Raw genomic sequence first — 15,718 nt, 5'->3', positions numbered from 1 at the left:
CGCCAGGGTGCGAGGCACCGGACACACCCGGGTGCCGGAGCGCTCCTAGAATCGGGTCCCGTGACCAGTCCGAGCGGCCGTCCCACCGGCGATGTGCTGACCGAGACCTCGGCCGTCGCAGCCCGGCTCCTCGGCCGGACGCGGTACCACCTGCCCGAGATCGTCCTGGCCCTCGCGCTGGCGTGGACGCTGGTCGCGCTGGTGGCGCTGGGCGGTGCGTTCCTGGAGGACGCGGCGATCGACGGCAACCGCGGCACCACCGCCGCGACCGTCCTCGACGGCTCGGACTACTGGCGCACCCTGGTCAGCTTCGTCGATGACGAGGGCCGGCTGCAGACCCCGGCCGCGGGCATCTCCTACCCGGTCGGGCTCACCCCGGGGGAGAACATCTACGTCGAGTACGACACCGCCGACCCGACGCACGTGCGCGTCGCGGGCCGCACCGCCGTCGACGGGATCCTTCCGGTCGCCGGGCTGATCGCGGGCGGCTGGGTGCTCCTCGGGCCGCTGTACGTGTGGCTGCGCCGCCGCCGGGCCCGCACCGGCACCGTCTGACGGCACCCGCACCGGTCGGACCGCCCCGCACCGGGCTCAGCCCCGCCAGAGCCCCCCGACCTCGACGGCGACCTGCGGTGCGGCGACGAGCAGACCGCCCTCGGGCAGCGGCGTCGACCGGCCGTCGCGGCCCAGCACCAGCGCGCCGGCCTCGGTGGCGAGACAGAGCGCCCCGGCGACGTCCCACTCGTGGTAGCGGGTCAGCACCGCGGCGACGGCGTTGCCCAGCGCGACCTGGGTGACTGCCAGCGCGGCCGAGCCGAGCACCCGCACCCCGACGTGCGCGACGCGGGCGCGCTCGACGAACCCGGGGTCGGGATCCTCGGCGCAGATCAGCGACCCGGCGACCCGGGCGGTGCGCCGCGACGACACCGGCACGCCGTTGGCCCGGAAGCCGCGCCCGCGGGCGGCGGCGTAGATCTGCCCGCGGCCCGGGTCGGCGACGACGCCCACGGCCGGGCCGTCGCCGTCGACCAGGGCCAGGCTGTAGGCGCACCAGGGCAGGCCGGCGACGTAGTTCGCGGTGCCGTCGACCGGGTCGACGACCCAGCGCAGCGGTGCGGTGTCGGCACCGGCGTCGGCACCGAACTCCTCGCCGACGACCGGGCAGCCGGGGAACTCCGCGGCCAGCACCCGGCGGGTGTGCCGCTCCAGGGTGCGGTCGGTGTCGGTGACCCAGTCGAACGGGTTGGCCTTGGCCGACGCGTCGAGCGATCCGGTGTGCTCGCGACCCAGCGTCGCGGTGATCACCTCGGCGGCGTCGTTGGCCAGCCGGCCCGCGGTCTCGAGCGCACGGGAGAGCAGCGCCGGGTCCACCGGCCGGGGGGACGGCACCGGGGGCGGCGCCGTGTGTGGCGGGGTGTGGGGCACGGCCGTCATGCGACCCGAGTGTCCGGGCGGGTGATGTCCCGGCGACGACGCGCGGGTGTCCACCCCGTGCCGGACGTGCCAACTCGTGACCCGCCCACCCGATGTTCGCCCAGGGTTGGGTGGTTGATCACGCCAGTGACCCGGACCGCTGTCCCGGCCCCGTCACCGTTCCGGCCGTGCGCGTCGCAATCGTCTCGGAATGCTTCCTGCCGGTGGTCAACGGCGTCACCAACTCGGTGCTGCGGGTGTGCGAGCACCTGCGGGCAGGGGGTCACGACGTCGTGGTGATCGCGCCGGGCACCGGGGAGCCGGACTCCCACGAGGGGATCCCGGTCGTGCGGATCCCGGCCGTCGAGCTGCCGGTCGTGAACTCGATGCCGGTCGGGGTGCCCAGCAGGCGGATCCTGACCGCACTGCGCCGGTTCCGGCCGGACGTGGTGCACCTGGCGGCGCCGTTCGTCGTGGGGGCGCGGGGGCTGGCGGCGGCGCGACGCCTCGGCGTGCCGACGGTCGCGATCTACCAGACCGACGTCGCCGGGTTCGCCTCCGCGTACGGGCTCGGGCTGACCGCGCGGGCCGCGTGGCGCTGGACCTGCCGGCTGCACGGCCTGGCCGACCGGACCCTCGCGCCGTCGAGCTGGGCGACCGGGGCCCTGCGCGAGCGCGGCGTCCCGCGGGTGCACCAGTGGGCGCGCGGCGTCGACACCCGCCGGTTCACCCCGTCCAAGCGCAGCGACGCACTGCGCGGCCGGCTCGCCCCGAACGGCGAGCGGCTCGTCGGCTTCGTCGGCCGGCTCGCCCCGGAGAAGCAGGTCGAGCGGCTCGCCGTGCTGGGGGAGCTGCCCGGGACGCGGCTGGTCGTCGTCGGCGACGGCCCCAGCGCCGACGGGCTGCGCGAGCGGCTGCCCTCGGCGGCGTTCCTCGGGCACCGCGGCGGCGACGAGCTCGCGCAGATCTACGCCAGCCTCGACGTGTTCGTCCACACCGGCCAGGCCGAGACGTTCTGCCAGGCCGTGCAGGAGGCGCTCGCCTCGGGCGTCCCCGTGGTCGCGCCCGACGCGGGCGGCCCGCGCGACCTCGTGCTGCCCGACCGCACCGGCTACCTCGTGGCGCCCCGCCCCGACGGCGGGGAGCCCGGCGACCCGGCCACCGACGCCGCCGACCGCGAGCTGGTCGGGGCGGTCGCCGCGCTCTGCGAGCCGCAGCGCAACCGGGAGTTCGGCCTGGCCGCCCGCCAGTCGGTGCTGCGCCGCACCTGGACCGCGGTCGGCGACGAGCTGCTCGCCCACTACGGCGACGTGCTCCGCGCCGCGGCGCCGGAGCGCGTCGCGGCCTGACCCGGCTGCGTCCCGGCCGCCCCGCCGTTCCCGCCGTGGCACGGCACCCGGCCCGCGTCCCGCCGTGGCGCGGTGCCGGTTCGCGTCCCGACGGGGCCGGGCAGGCTCCGTAGTCGTGCGGATCCGTCGTCGCGGCCCGGCGGCGACGGTGGACCCATGAGCCGCACCGTCGTCGTCGCGCCCCGTGGTGAGCTCGCCACGGTCGACACCTCCGCCACCGTCCGCCTGATGTCCCGGCTGCTCGACCCCGCGCCCGCGGTCCGTGGCGCCGCCCGCGCCGAGGTCCTCGACGCCCCGCACCGGCAGATGCCGCCGGTGCTGTTCGCGCTGTCGGAGAACCTCGTCGCCGAGGGCGCGATGCCCGAGGCCGCCCGCTGGTTCTACGCGGGCCAGCTGCGGGCCCGCTACGACGCCTGCCGCTGCACCGACACCACCGCCGCCCAGGCGCTGGCCGTGCTCCGCGACCGGTTCGGCGAGCCGGTGAACCGCTGGGCCTTCGCCGACCCGGCCCGGGTCCGCCGGGCCGCGATCCGCGCCGTCGCCTGGGACCGGGCGGCCCCGCACGACTACGACCACCGCTGGATCGCCCTGCACGGCATGGGCGCCTTCACCGGCGACGGCAACGGCGTCAGCACGCCGTCGGACGAGTGGGCGGGCGTCGCCGCCCGGGTCCGCGCCGACTACCTGAACGGCCTGCGTGAGGTGCTGCGCGAGCAGTTCGGGCAGCGGTGAGGCGACGGCCGGGTCGGTAGGCTGTGCCCGTGTCCCGCGCCGAGCTCGACAAGAACCCGACCGACGTCGCCCGCATGTTCGACGGCGTCGCCCGGCGCTACGACCTGACCAACACCGCGCTGTCGGGCGGCCAGGACCGCTACTGGCGGATCCAGACCCGCCGTGCCCTCGGCCTGCGCCCCGGGGAGAAGGTCCTCGACCTCGCCGCGGGCACCGCGGTCTCGACCGTCGAGCTGGCGAAGGACGGCGCCTGGTGCGTCGCCGCGGACTTCTCCCTCGGCATGCTGCGCGCGGGCGCCCGCCGCGACGTCCCGAAGGCCGCCGCCGACGCGCTGCACCTCCCCTTCGCCGACGGCAGCTTCGACGCCGTCACCATCTCCTTCGGCCTGCGCAACGTGAACGACACCGTCGCCGGCCTGCGCGAGATGGCCCGCGTGACCCGCCCCGGTGGCCGCCTGGTCGTCTGCGAGTTCTCGACGCCGACCTGGGCCCCCTTCCGCGTGCTCTACCAGAACGCGGTGCTCGGTCACGCCCTCCCGGCGATCGCCCGGACGGTCTCCTCCAACCCCGAGGCCTACCTGTACCTGGCCGAGTCGATCCGGGACTGGCCCGACCAGCCCGCACTCGCCGGGAAGATCGCCGACGCCGGCTGGGAGCGCCCCGCCTGGCGGAACCTGACCTTCGGCGCCGTCGCGTTGCACCGGGCGTACAAGCCGGCCTGAGCCCCGCCGCCGCCCTGGTCAGGGCCCCGGTCGGGCGAATCCGCTTACCGGGTAAGCGAATTCGCAGAAGAACGCACCGGTCCAGGGATCGCGCTCGACCCCGTGCGCCGGGCCCGGCGTCCGGCCCGGAGCCACCACACGACGATGTGGTCCTTCCTCCGAATTCGCTTACCGGGTAAGCGAGTTCAGAGCAGGGAGGGTCCGGGGAACGCGCCGGTCCCGCTGCCTCAGCCCACGCGGCGAACCGCGCGGCGATCACGGGTGCAGCGGTCAGCGCTGTGGCGGTCGGCAGAGCGACACCCGGCGGTCGGTGGCGGCGGCGCCGGAGGTCGGCGGCCCGGCACCGGCCGTCACCACCCACTGACCCCGCGTCGACGCGCGTTGCGCCGCAAGGAGTCCCGCGTCGTCGCCCGATCCGCCCACGCGATCACGGCGGCGTCGTCCTACACTGCTCGCGCAGTTCGTGAACTTTTTCACAAGGGTGGTGGGAGACGCACGACCCGGATCGCGCCGAACTGCACGGATGCGGATCACATGTGACCCGCACCCCGTCACAGGTAAGGCTCGCCTGGGTTCTTGGTCACAGGGGACCGGACATAGGGTCGCCGCGACCGGCTCGTCGATCACCACCAACGACGGTGGCGCCGCGACAACGAAGGTGTAGGAATGCTCGATCCCTATCTCCCGCTCGTCCTGCTGTTCGTGTTGGCGGCGGGCTTCGCGGTGTTCTCGGTGGCGTCCGCGCCGTTGATCGGTCCGCGCCGGTTCAACCGGGCCAAGCTGGACTCCTACGAGTGCGGCATCGAGCCCTCGCCGCAGCCGGTCGTCGGCGGCGGGCGCGTGCCGGTCGCCTACTACCTCACGGCGATGCTGTTCATCCTGTTCGACATCGAGCTGGTGTTCATGTACCCGTACGCCGTCGTCGCCGACGCGGTCGGTGTCTTCGGGTTCGTGGCCATCACGCTCTACATCGCCACGATCGCCTTCGCGTACGCCTACGAATGGCGTCGCGGCGGGCTCGAGTGGAGCTGAGGCCGTCATGGGACTCGAGGAGAACCTGCCCAGCGGCGTCCTGCTGACCAACGTCGAGAAGCTGGTCAACTGGACCCGGAAGTCGTCGCTCTGGCCTGCCACGTTCGGCCTGGCCTGCTGCGCCATCGAGATGATGACCACCGGCGCCCCGCGCTACGACCTCGCCCGGTTCGGCATGGAGGTCTTCCGGGCCTCGCCGCGCCAGGCGGACCTGATGATCGTCGCGGGCCGGGTGAGCAACAAGATGGCGCCGGTCCTGCGCCAGATCTACGACCAGATGCCCGAGCCGCGCTGGGTGCTCGCCATGGGCGTGTGCGCCAGCTCCGGCGGCATGTTCAACAACTACGCGATCGTCCAGGGCGTGGACCACGTCGTCCCGGTCGACATGTACCTGCCCGGCTGCCCGCCGCGGCCGGAGATGCTGATCGACGCGATCCTCAAGATCCACGCCAAGATCATGGACGAGCCGCTCGGCCCGAAGCGGGCCGCCGAGCTCGCCGAGTCCGGGTACCGGACGCCGATGGTGCCCTCGTCGGTCAAGTACGCGCCGAAGCACAAGCAGCTCGGGGCGCTGAAGACCACGCACACCCCCGACGTCCCGAACTACCTGGAGCCGGGCTCGCAGCCCAAGCCGGCCCCGAACGCGCTCGCGCCGGGGGAGACCCCGGAGCTGCCGTCGCTGGCCGACGCCGCCCGCGGAGGTGACGCGAAGTGACCGAGCCGACCGGCACCTCCAAGGACGGGGCCGAGCCCACCGGCGGCGCGCACTCGTCGTCGCAGGAGAGCGGCGCCGCGGCCGAGGAGCAGCGGGCGGCGGGCGGCGAGGCCCCCGGCGACCTGGCCGCTCCCGAGGACGCGGCCACCCCCTCGGACGCGCTGGGCGGCGCCCGCCCCGCGCAGAAGATGACCGAGACCCGTACGCGCTCGGGCATGTTCGGCGTCCGCGGCTCCGGCGACACCTCCGGCTACGGCGGCCTGCGCCTGCAGGGCTGGGCCCCGGCCCCGGCCGAGCGGCCCTTCGGCGGCTGGTTCGACGAGTTCGCCGACGAGCTCGGCGCGGCCCTCGACGAGCGCGGCGTCCCGCGCGCCGCGATCGAGCAGGTCACGATCGACCGCGACGAGATGACCCTCTACGTCGAGCCCGCCCGGCTGCACGAGGTCGCCCGCACCCTGCGCGACGACCCGGGCCTGCGCTTCGAGTTCTGCTCCGGCGTGTCCGGGGTGGACTACTCGGCGCCGGACGGCGCTCCGGTCGGCCGGCCGCTGCACGTCGTCTACCACCTGCTGTCGATGACCTACCGGCGCCGGGTGCGCCTGGAGGTCGCGCTCGACATGGGAGACGCCGCGAACCCGCCCACCGTGCCCAGCGTCGTCGACGTCTACCCGACGGCCGACTGGCACGAGCGCGAGACCTGGGACATGTACGGCGTCGTCTTCGACGGCCACCCGGCGCTGACCCGGATCCTCATGCCGGACGACTGGGACGGCCACCCCCAGCGCAAGAGCTACCCGCTGGGCGGCATCCCCGTGGAGTACAAGGGCGCGGAGATCTCCCCGCCCGATGAGCGGAGGGCCTACTCGTGACGACTGACGCCGACCCCACCACCGACCCGTACGCCGCGCCCGGCCGGGAGACCACCGAGGGCACGGTCTACACCGTCACCGGCGGCGACTGGGACGACCTGCTCGAGGCCGAGCACGACGACCGCATCGTCATCAACATGGGCCCGCAGCACCCGTCGACGCACGGGGTGCTGCGCCTGGTCCTGGAGCTGGAGGGCGAGACCGTCACCCAGGGCCGCGCGGTCATCGGCTACCTGCACACCGGTATCGAGAAGAACTGCGAGTACCGGACCTGGACCCAGGGCGTCACCTTCGTGACCCGCGCGGACTACCTGGCCCCGCTGTTCAACGAGGGCGCCTACTGCATGGCCGTCGAGAAGCTGCTGGGCGTCGAGGTCCCGCAGCGGGCCGAGCACCTGCGGGTGCTGCTCTGGGAGCTGAACCGGATCGGCTCGCACCTGGTAGCGCTGGCCACCGGCGGCATGGAGCTGGGCGCGCTGACCGGTATGACCTCCGGCTTCCGCGAGCGCGAGGAGGTGCTCCACCTGCTGGAGTTCCTCACCGGCCTGCGGATGAACCACGCGTTCATCCGGCCCGGCGGCCTCGCCCAGGACATGCCCGAGGGCTGGCAGGCCAAGGTCCGTGACTTCCTCACGGTCATGAACTCCCGGCTGCCCGACTACGACCGGCTGCTCACCGGGCAGCCGATCTGGAAGCAGCGCCTGGAGGGCGTCGGCTACCTGCCCGTCGACGGCTGCCTGGCCCTCGGCGCGTCCGGGCCGATCCTGCGCTCGGCGGGTCTGGCCTGGGACCTGCGCAAGCACATGCCGTACTCGGTCTACGACCAGTACGACTTCGAGGTCCCGACGGCCACCGAGGCCGACTGCTTCGCCCGCTACCGGATGCGCGTCGCCGAGATCCACGAGTCGCTCAAGATCATGGAGCAGGCGGTGACCAAGCTCGACGAGCTCGGCCCGGGCCGCGTCATGGTCGACGACCCGAAGGTCGCCTGGCCGGCGCAGCTGTCGGTCGGCAGCGACGGCATGGGCAACACCCTCGAGCACGTCCGCAAGATCATGGGTCAGTCGATGGAGTCGCTGATCCACCACTTCAAGCTGGTCACCGAGGGCTTCGGAGTCCCGCCGGGGCAGGCCTACGCGGCCGTCGAGTCCCCCCGCGGCGAGCTCGCGGTGCACGCCGTGTCCGACGGCGGCACCCGACCGGTCCGCATCCACGTCCGGGACCCCAGCTTCGTGAACCTGCAGACGATGCCCGCGATGAGCGAGGGCGGCCAGGTCGCCGACGTCATCGCGGCCGTCGCCTCGATCGATCCCGTGATGGGAGGTTGCGACCGATGACGGTCCCCCCGCAGGAGAAGAGCCCCGTCTCGCCGGTGTTCGACGAGCTGACCCGGCAGCGCACGACGGAGATCATCTCCCTCTACCCGGAGTCCCGGTCGGCGCTGCTGCCGCTGCTGCACCTGGTCCAGTCGGTCGAGGGGTACGTCAGCCCCGACGGCATCCGCTACTGCGCGGAGGCGCTGGAGCTGACCACCGCCGAGGTGTCGGCGGTCGCGACGTTCTACACGATGTACAAGCGCACCCCGTGCGGTGAGCACCTGGTCAGCGTGTGTACCAACACGCTGTGCGCGGCGCTGGGCGGCGACGAGATCTACGCCCGCCTGCGCACGCAGCTGGGCACCGAGGACCGTCCGCTGGGCCACGAGGAGACGGCGGGGGAGCCCGGCAGCACCGGCTCGGTCACCCTCGAGCACGCCGAGTGCCTCGCGGCCTGCGACCTCGCCCCGGTGCTGCAGGTCAACTACGAGTACTTCGACAACCAGACCGTCGAGTCCGCGGTGGAGCTCGTCGACGCCCTGCGTCGCGGGGAGCGCCCGCAGCCGACCCGCGGGGCGCCGCTGACCGACCTGCGGACCGTCGAGCTGGAGCTGGCCGGGTTCACCGACGACGCCGCGACCGTCGACACGACGGCCCGCGTCGAGGGCCCGTCCGGTGCGATCGAGTCGGTGCGCGGGGCCCGGATGGCCGAGGAGAACGGCTGGACCGCCCCGGCGCTGCCCGACGAGCCGCCGGCGATGCCCGCGCTACCGGAGAAGAAGTGATCGCATGAGCACCACGGAGCCTGTGCGCAAGCCGGACCCGATCACGCCCGTCCTGACCCGGCGCTGGCTGTCGCCGCGGTCCTGGTCGATCGACACCTACGAGCAGCTGGAGGGCTACACCTCCCTGCGTACCGCGTTCGCCGCCCACCCCGACCAGCTCATCCAGCTGGTGAAGGACTCCGGGCTGCGCGGCCGCGGCGGTGCCGGGTTCCCCACCGGCATGAAGTGGGGGTTCATCCCGCAGGACGACGGCAGCGGCACGGGCCCCGGCGCGAAGCCGAAGTACCTGGTCATCAACGCCGACGAGGGCGAGCCGGGTACCTGCAAGGACATCCCGACGATGATGGCCGATCCGCACTCCCTCATCGAGGGCTGCATCGTCACCAGCTACGCGATCCGCGCGAACTTCTGCGCGATCTACGTCCGCGGCGAGGCGCTGCACTGCATCCGTCGGCTGCGGGCCGCCGTCCGCGAGGCGAAGGCGAAGGGCTACCTCGGCCGCGACATCCTCGGCTCCGGGTTCGACCTGGAGATCGTGGTGCACGCCGGGGCGGGCGCCTACATCTGCGGCGAGGAGACGGCGCTGCTCGACTCGCTGGAGGGCCGCCGCGGGCAGCCCCGGCTCAAGCCGCCGTTCCCGGCGACCGCCGGGCTCTACGCCTGCCCGACCGTCGTCAACAACGTCGAGACGATCGCCAGCGTCCCCGCCATCGTCAACGGCGGCGCGGCCTGGTTCCGCTCGATGGGCCGCGAGAAGTCGCCCGGCCCGAAGATCTACTCGGTGTCCGGGCACGTCGAGCGCCCCGGCCAGTACGAGGCGCCGCTGGGCATCACGCTGCGGGAGCTCCTCGAGCTCGCCGGCGGGATGAAGGACGGGATCCCGCTGAAGTTCTGGACCCCGGGCGGCTCGTCGACGCCGCTGTTCACCGCCGAGCACCTCGACGTCCCGCTGGACTTCGAGGGCGCGGCCGAGGCCGGTTCCATGTTGGGGACGACCGCGGTGCAGGTCTTCAACGAGACCGTCTCGGTGCCGTGGGCGGTCATGAAGTGGACCGAGTTCTACAAGCACGAGAGCTGCGGCAAGTGCACCCCGTGCCGCGAGGGCACCTACTGGCTGGTGCAGGTGCTGCAGCGGATGGTGCGCGGCGAGGGCACCCCGACCGACATCGACACCCTGGTCGACGTCTGCGACAACATCCTCGGCCGTTCCTTCTGCGCCCTCGGCGACGGCGCGACGAGCCCGATCACCAGCGCCGTGAAGTACTTCCGCCAGGAGTTCCTGGACCTGATCGCCGACCAGCCGGACGTCGAGCGCCCGGAGCAGCTGGCCGCACTCACCGGAGCGAGCGCATGACCCTCACACCGGAGCGGAACGCCACCGAGGAGACACCCGTCCCCGAGGGCCACGTCCGCCTCACCATCGACGGCCAGGTCGTCGACGCCCCCAAGGGCGAGCTGCTGATCCGCACCTGCGAGCGCCTCGGCATCGTGATCCCGCGGTTCTGCGACCACCCGCTGCTCGACCCGGCCGGCGCCTGCCGCCAGTGCCTGGTCGAGGTCGAGATGGGCGGCCGGCCGATGCCGAAGCCGCAGGCCAGCTGCACCATGACCGTCGCCGACGGGATGGTGGTGAAGACCCAGCACACCTCCGAGCGGGCCGACAAGGCGCAGCAGGGTGTGATGGAGCTGCTGCTCATCAACCACCCGCTGGACTGCCCGATCTGCGACAAGGGCGGCGAGTGCCCGCTGCAGAACCAGGCGATGGCGCACGGCCGGTCGGACTCGCGGTTCGTCGAGAAGAAGCGGACCTTCCCCAAGCCGCTCCCGATCAGCTCGCAGGTGCTCCTGGACCGCGAGCGGTGCGTGCTCTGCCAGCGCTGCACGCGGTTCTCCGAGGAGATCGCCGGCGACCCGTTCATCGACCTGCTCGAGCGCGGTGCGAACCAGCAGATCGGGATCGCCGAGGACCAGCCGTTCCAGTCCTACTTCTCCGGCAACACCATCCAGATCTGCCCGGTCGGAGCGCTCACCAGCGCCGCGTACCGGTTCCGGTCGCGACCGTTCGACCTGCGCTCCACCCCGGGCGTGTGCGAGCACTGCAGCTCCGGCTGCGCCTCGCGCACCGACTCCCGTCGCGGGACCGTGCTGCGCCGGCTGGCGGGCAACGACCCGGAGGTCAACGAGGAGTGGCTCTGCGACAAGGGCCGGTTCGCCTTCCGCTACACCGGTAGCCAGGGCCGCATCACCCGGCCGCTGGTCCGCCGCGCGGACGGCACCCTGGAGGAGGCCTCCTGGACCGAGGCGCTGCAGGTCGCCGCGGACGGGCTGCTCGCGGCCCGGACGGGCGGCGGCATCGGCGTCCTGCCCGGCGGACGGCTGACCGTCGAGGACGCCTACGCCTACGCCAAGTTCGCCCGCGTCGTCGCCGGCACCAACGACATCGACTTCCGCGCCCGCCCGCACTCGGGCGAGGAGCTGGAGTTCCTCGCCGCACACGTCGCCGGCGGGACGCCCGAGGACTCGGTGACGTTCGAGCGGGTCGAGAACGCGCCCGCGGTGCTCACCGTCGGCACCGACCCCGAGGAGGAGTCGGGCATCGTCTTCCTGCGCCTGCGCAAGGCGTACCGGAAGAAGGGCCTGCGCCACTTCCAGGTCGGGCCGTTCACCAGCTACGGCGCCGAGAAGACCGGCGCCACCGTGCTGCACGCGGTGCCCGGCGCGGAGGCCGCGGTCGTCGCCGACCCGGGCGCCGAGGTCGTCGCCGCGCTGGAGCAGCCGGGCGCGGTGATCCTGGTCGGGGACCGGGCCGCGGAGTCGCCGGGCCTGTACTCGGCGGTGTCCGCGCTCGCCGCCCGCACCGGTGCGGCGATCGGCTGGCTGCCGCGCCGGGCCGGGGACCGCGGTGCGGTCGAGGCGGGCGCGCTGCCCACCCTGCTGCCCGGCGGCCGGCTCGTCACCGACGCCGCCGCCCGCGCCGAGCTGGAGCAGGTCTGGGGTGCCCCCGTCCCCTCCGCCCCCGGGCGCGACGGCGACGCGATCCTCGCCGCCGCCGCGTCCGGTGAGCTGGCCGCGCTCGTCGTCGGCGGGGTCGACCCGCAGGACATGGCCGACCCGACGGCCGCGATCACCGCGCTGCGCGAGGTCGGCTTCCTGGTCAGCCTGGAGATCCACACCTCGGCGGTCACCGAGCTCGCCGACGTCGTCCTCCCGGTCGCCCCGGACGCCCAGCGTGCCGGGGCCTACGTCAACTGGGAGGGCCGCCGCCGCGGGTTCGACGTCGCCCTCGACGCGACCGGCGTGCTCCCGGACTGCCGGGTGCTCGACACCCTCGGCGTCGAGATGGACGCGGACCTGTTCACCCAGACCCCGGCCGCCGCGGCCGGCGAGCTGGAGCGGCTCGGCTCGCGCCGCACCGCCGGCGCCGCACCGGACCACACGGCGGGCCGGGCCCGGCGTCCCGGCTACGGCCAGGCGGTCCTCGCCACCTCGCGCCAGATGATCGACGACGGCAGCCTCCAGATCGACGAGCCCGCGCTCGCCGGCACGGCACGGCGGCCCCACGTCAAGGTCAACGCGGCCACCGCGGAGCGGCTCGCACTGGTCGAGGGCGCCGAGGCGACGGTCCGCACCGACCGCGGGGCGATCACCCTGCCGGTCGCGCTGACCGACCTGCCCGACGGCGTCGTCTGGCTGCCGACCTGCTCGCCCGGCTCGCACGTCCGCCCCACGCTCGGGGTGGGCCACGGTGACCTCGTGACGGTCGGTCCGGCCGGGAACGGAAGCGCGTCGTGAACCTGTCCCAGGTGCCGCCCGCCCCGGTGGACCAGCTGACGACCACCCAGGCGCTGCTCGCCGACGACCCGCTCTGGCTCATCCTGCTCAAGGTCGTCGGGCTGTTCGCGCTCGGCGTCGTGCTCACCCTGTTCATGATCAACTGGGAGCGCAAGGTCGTCGGGCGGATGCAGCACCGTCCGGGCCCGAACCGGACCGGCCCCGGTGGCTGGCTGCAGAGCCTCGCCGACGGGCTGAAGCTGGCGTTCAAGGAAGACATCATGCCGGCCAACGCCGACAAGAAGGTCTTCTTCATCGCCCCGGTGATCTCCACGATCCCGGCGTTCGTCGCCTTCTCGGTGATCCCGTTCGGCGGGCCGGTCACGATCTTCGGCGAGGAGACCGTGCTCCAGCTCGTCGACGTCCCGGTCGGGGTGCTGGTCGTGCTGGCCTGCTCCTCGATCGGCGTCTACGGCATCGTGCTCGGCGGCTGGGCCTCCGGCTCGCCGTACTCGCTGCTCGGCGCGCTGCGCTCGGCCGCCCAGGTCATCTCCTACGAGATCGCGCTGGGCCTGGCCGTGGTCGGCGTCGTCCTCTACTCCGGCTCGCTGTCCACCGCGACGATCGTCGGGGCGCAGGCGTCGGGCTGGTACTTCTGGCTCCTGCTGCCGAGCTTCGTGGTCTTCGTGATCGCGATGGTCGGTGAGACCAACCGGGCCCCGTTCGACCTCCCCGAGGCCGAGTCGGAGCTGGTCGGCGGGTTCCACACCGAGTACTCGTCGCTGAAGTTCGCGCTGTTCTTCCTGGCCGAGTACGTGAACATGGTGACCGTCTCGGCGATGGCGGTGACGCTGTTCCTCGGCGGCGGCATGTGGCCGTGGCCGCTGAGCTTCCTCAACGAGTACGGCTGGCTGCAGTTCGCCGCCTTCATCATCAAGGTGCTGCTGTTCCTGTTCGTGTTCATCTGGCTGCGCGGGACGCTGCCGCGGTTCCGCTACGACCAGTTCATGAAGCTGGGCTGGAAGGTCCTGGTCCCGGTCATGCTGGTCTGGATCGTCGCGATCTTCGGCATCCGGGCCTTCGTCAACACCGGCTCGGACAACTACGTGCTGCTGCTGTCGCTGATCGGGTTCGCGCTCGCCGTCGTCCTGGCGGTGGCGTTCCTGCTGCCCGACCGGCAGACCGAGGCGCCACCGGTCGAACCGGCCTCGGACTACCCCGTCCCGCCGCTGGACCTGGTGGTCCCCGACTCACCCCCGAAGCGTCGGAAGGCCGTCACGGCCGGAAAGGACGCGCACTAGATGTTCGACTTCTTCAAGGGATTCGGCGTCACCTTCTCGACGATGTTCAAGAAGGTCGTCACCGAGGAGTACCCCGAGGACTTCCCGCCGGCGGCGCCGCGCTACCACGGCCGCCACCAGCTCAACCGGCACCCGGACGGGCTGGAGAAGTGCGTCGGCTGCGAGCTGTGCGCCTGGGCCTGCCCGGCCGACGCCATCTACGTCGAGGGCGGGGACAACACCGAGGAGGCGCGGTACTCGCCCGGTGAGCGCTACGGCGCGATCTACCAGATCAACTACCTGCGGTGCATCGGCTGCGGCCTGTGCATCGAGGCCTGCCCGACGCGCTCGCTCACGATGACCAACTTCTACGAGCTGGCCGACGACAACCGGCAGGACCTCATCTACACCAAGGAGCAGCTGATGGCGCCGCTGCTGCCGGGCATGGAGCAGCCGCCGCACCCGATGCGCCTGGGCTCCGACGAGCAGGACTACTACGTCTCCGGCCCGACACTCGCGAAGGTCAGCGCGCAGGACCAGACCAAGGAGCAGACGCGATGAGCACCACCGCGGTGCTCGCCCAGGCCGCGGGCGAGGTGAGCACCGGCGAGGCGGTCGCGTTCTGGATCCTCGGACCGGTGGCACTGGCCGGCGCGCTCGGCCTGGTCTTCGCCCGGCACGCGGTGCACGCCGCGCTGCTGCTGGTCCTGACGATGTTCTCGATCGCGGTGCTGTACCTGGTGCAGTCCGCCCCGTTCCTCGGGTTCGTGCAGATCATCGTCTACACCGGCGCCGTGATGATGCTGTTCCTGTTCGTCCTCATGCTGGTCGGACGGGACTCCAAGGACTCGGTGATCGAGGTCCTGCGCGGGCAGCGGGCCGCGGCGCTGGTGTTCGGGGTCGCGCTGGCCGCGCTGCTGGTCGGCGGGCTCTCCCGCGGCCTGACCAGCGTCACCCCAGCGGGGCTGGCGCAGGGCGGGCTCGGGTGGAACGGCAACGTCCCCGGCCTCGGCCGGCTGATCTTCACCGACTACCTGCTGGCGTTCGAACTGACCGCGGCCCTGCTGATGGTCGCCGCGCTCGGCGCGATGGTGCTGTCCGGCTCGCAGAGCAGCCAGCACACCAAGATCGGCCAGCGCGCGACGGTGCTGAAGCGACTGCGCGGCGAGCACGCCCGCATCTCCCCGCTGCCCGGCCCCGGCGTCTACGCGACGGCGAACTCCGTCGCGGTCCCGGCGATCCTGCCCGACGGCTCGATCGCCCCGGAGTCGCTGTCGGAGATCATCGAGTCGGTCGCGGTCGACGTGCCGGACACGACGACGCCGGACGCGCACGCGCTGACCGGCCGCCCCGCACCCGACCGGACCGCCGCCTCCGGTGAGGCCGCCGACACCCGCGGGTCGCGGTCGATCGACACCGGGGAGCACCGATGAGGCCCGAGTACTACCTGCTGCTCTCGGCGCTGCTGTTCACCATCGGCGCCGTCGGCGTCCTGGTGCGGCGCAACGCCGTGGTCGTGTTCATGTGCATCGAGCTCATGCTGAACGCGGTGAACCTGACCCTGGTCACGTTCTCGCGCATCAGCGGCGACCTCGACGGCCAGGTGATGGCCCTGTTCGTCATGGTCGTCGCGGCCTGCGAGGTCGTCGTCGGGCTCGCGATCATCACGGCCATCTTCCGCACCCGCCAGTCGTCGTCGGTGGACGACGCGAACCTCTTGAAGTACTAGGAGCG

The 15,718-nt window shown here is 72.9% G+C and carries 16 protein-coding genes; 15 read left to right on the top strand and 1 reads right to left on the bottom strand.

Annotation, left to right across the window (positions count from 1 at the left end; translation table 11 throughout):
- The first annotated feature begins 60 nt into the window (after positions 1-60).
- Entirely contained in the window at positions 61-555 is a 495-nt protein-coding gene (locus tag WHI96_RS13320) for a DUF3592 domain-containing protein (protein ID WP_345650933.1), read from the top strand.
- 36 nt (positions 556-591) lie between these two features.
- Here WHI96_RS13320 and WHI96_RS13315 read toward each other — a convergent pair whose 3' ends face one another.
- The gene (locus WHI96_RS13315; protein ID WP_345650931.1) at positions 592-1,434 is read right to left on the bottom strand and encodes an inositol monophosphatase family protein; all 843 of its coding nucleotides are present in this window, start codon (positions 1,432-1,434) and stop codon (positions 592-594) included.
- A gap of 167 nt (positions 1,435-1,601) precedes the next feature.
- On the opposite strand from WHI96_RS13315, the gene WHI96_RS13310 reads away from it, so the two are divergent.
- From WHI96_RS13310 to nuoK, 14 genes are all read left to right on the top strand, one after another.
- Positions 1,602-2,762 carry a glycosyltransferase family 4 protein gene (locus tag WHI96_RS13310; protein WP_345650929.1) on the top strand — a complete coding sequence of 387 codons (1,161 nt, stop codon included), beginning with the start codon at positions 1,602-1,604 and terminating at the stop codon, positions 2,760-2,762.
- A gap of 156 nt (positions 2,763-2,918) precedes the next feature.
- The gene (locus WHI96_RS13305; protein WP_345650927.1) at positions 2,919-3,494 is read left to right on the top strand and encodes a hypothetical protein; all 576 of its coding nucleotides are present in this window, start codon (positions 2,919-2,921) and stop codon (positions 3,492-3,494) included.
- Between the two features lie 29 nt (positions 3,495-3,523).
- The gene (locus tag WHI96_RS13300; protein WP_062403809.1) at positions 3,524-4,216 is read left to right on the top strand and encodes a demethylmenaquinone methyltransferase; all 693 of its coding nucleotides are present in this window, start codon (positions 3,524-3,526) and stop codon (positions 4,214-4,216) included.
- Positions 4,217-4,882: 666 nt separating this feature from the next.
- Complete coding sequence (locus WHI96_RS13295) at positions 4,883-5,248, top strand: NADH-quinone oxidoreductase subunit A (RefSeq protein ID WP_062397987.1); 366 nt, start codon at positions 4,883-4,885, stop codon at positions 5,246-5,248.
- A 7-nt stretch (positions 5,249-5,255) separates the two neighbouring features.
- The gene (locus WHI96_RS13290) at positions 5,256-5,963 is read left to right on the top strand and encodes a NuoB/complex I 20 kDa subunit family protein (RefSeq protein ID WP_345650925.1); all 708 of its coding nucleotides are present in this window, start codon (positions 5,256-5,258) and stop codon (positions 5,961-5,963) included.
- A 122-nt stretch (positions 5,964-6,085) separates the two neighbouring features.
- On the top strand, positions 6,086-6,832 hold the full coding sequence (locus WHI96_RS13285) for an NADH-quinone oxidoreductase subunit C (protein ID WP_425571684.1): 747 nt from the start codon (positions 6,086-6,088) through the stop codon (positions 6,830-6,832).
- Positions 6,829-8,169, top strand: coding sequence for an NADH-quinone oxidoreductase subunit D (locus WHI96_RS13280; RefSeq protein ID WP_345650923.1), 1,341 nt, complete (start codon positions 6,829-6,831; stop codon positions 8,167-8,169). The genes WHI96_RS13285 and WHI96_RS13280 overlap by 4 nt, the downstream gene beginning before the upstream one ends.
- Positions 8,166-8,933 carry an NADH-quinone oxidoreductase subunit NuoE gene (gene nuoE / locus WHI96_RS13275; RefSeq protein WP_345650921.1) on the top strand — a complete coding sequence of 256 codons (768 nt, stop codon included), beginning with the start codon at positions 8,166-8,168 and terminating at the stop codon, positions 8,931-8,933. The genes WHI96_RS13280 and nuoE overlap by 4 nt, the downstream gene beginning before the upstream one ends.
- A 4-nt stretch (positions 8,934-8,937) precedes the next feature.
- Positions 8,938-10,287, top strand: coding sequence for an NADH-quinone oxidoreductase subunit NuoF (gene nuoF, locus WHI96_RS13270; RefSeq protein WP_345650920.1), 1,350 nt, complete (start codon positions 8,938-8,940; stop codon positions 10,285-10,287).
- Positions 10,284-12,725, top strand: a complete 2,442-nt coding sequence (locus WHI96_RS13265) for an NADH-quinone oxidoreductase subunit G (RefSeq protein WP_345650918.1) — start codon at positions 10,284-10,286, stop codon at positions 12,723-12,725. Before nuoF ends, WHI96_RS13265 begins: the two co-directional genes overlap by 4 nt.
- 35 nt (positions 12,726-12,760) lie before the next feature.
- Positions 12,761-14,005: an NADH-quinone oxidoreductase subunit NuoH gene (gene nuoH, locus WHI96_RS13260; RefSeq protein ID WP_345650977.1), complete on the top strand. Its 1,245-nt coding sequence runs from the start codon at positions 12,761-12,763 to the stop codon at positions 14,003-14,005.
- Positions 14,006-14,545 (top strand): NADH-quinone oxidoreductase subunit NuoI, encoded by a 540-nt coding sequence (gene nuoI, locus WHI96_RS13255; protein ID WP_345650917.1) that lies wholly within the window; start codon positions 14,006-14,008, stop codon positions 14,543-14,545.
- Positions 14,542-15,417, top strand: coding sequence for an NADH-quinone oxidoreductase subunit J (locus tag WHI96_RS13250; protein WP_345650915.1), 876 nt, complete (start codon positions 14,542-14,544; stop codon positions 15,415-15,417). The genes nuoI and WHI96_RS13250 overlap by 4 nt, the downstream gene beginning before the upstream one ends.
- Entirely contained in the window at positions 15,414-15,713 is a 300-nt protein-coding gene (nuoK, locus tag WHI96_RS13245) for an NADH-quinone oxidoreductase subunit NuoK (protein ID WP_345650914.1), read from the top strand. Before WHI96_RS13250 ends, nuoK begins: the two co-directional genes overlap by 4 nt.
- The last annotated feature ends 5 nt before the right edge of the window (positions 15,714-15,718 follow it).

The sequence above is a fragment of the Pseudonocardia tropica genome, from assembly GCF_040105315.1.
GTDB lineage: Bacteria > Actinomycetota > Actinomycetes > Mycobacteriales > Pseudonocardiaceae > Pseudonocardia > Pseudonocardia alni.
This window is presented reverse-complemented; position numbering and strand designations above follow the sequence as displayed.

Excerpts from the sequence above, each read along its gene's own strand:
- nuoF (WP_345650920.1), top strand. The coding sequence starts at position 8,938 with ATGAGCACCACGGAGCCTGTGCGCAAGCCGGACCCGATCACGCCCGTC.
- WHI96_RS13315 (WP_345650931.1), bottom strand. The coding sequence starts at position 1,434 with ATGACGGCCGTGCCCCACACCCCGCCACACACGGCGCCGCCCCCGGTG.
- nuoK (WP_345650914.1), top strand. The coding sequence starts at position 15,414 with ATGAGGCCCGAGTACTACCTGCTGCTCTCGGCGCTGCTGTTCACCATC.
- WHI96_RS13305 (WP_345650927.1), top strand. The coding sequence starts at position 2,919 with ATGAGCCGCACCGTCGTCGTCGCGCCCCGTGGTGAGCTCGCCACGGTC.
- nuoI (WP_345650917.1), top strand. The coding sequence starts at position 14,006 with ATGTTCGACTTCTTCAAGGGATTCGGCGTCACCTTCTCGACGATGTTC.
- WHI96_RS13250 (WP_345650915.1), top strand. The coding sequence starts at position 14,542 with ATGAGCACCACCGCGGTGCTCGCCCAGGCCGCGGGCGAGGTGAGCACC.
- WHI96_RS13265 (WP_345650918.1), top strand. The coding sequence starts at position 10,284 with ATGACCCTCACACCGGAGCGGAACGCCACCGAGGAGACACCCGTCCCC.
- nuoE (WP_345650921.1), top strand. The coding sequence starts at position 8,166 with ATGACGGTCCCCCCGCAGGAGAAGAGCCCCGTCTCGCCGGTGTTCGAC.
- WHI96_RS13295 (WP_062397987.1), top strand. The coding sequence starts at position 4,883 with ATGCTCGATCCCTATCTCCCGCTCGTCCTGCTGTTCGTGTTGGCGGCG.
- WHI96_RS13290 (WP_345650925.1), top strand. The coding sequence starts at position 5,256 with ATGGGACTCGAGGAGAACCTGCCCAGCGGCGTCCTGCTGACCAACGTC.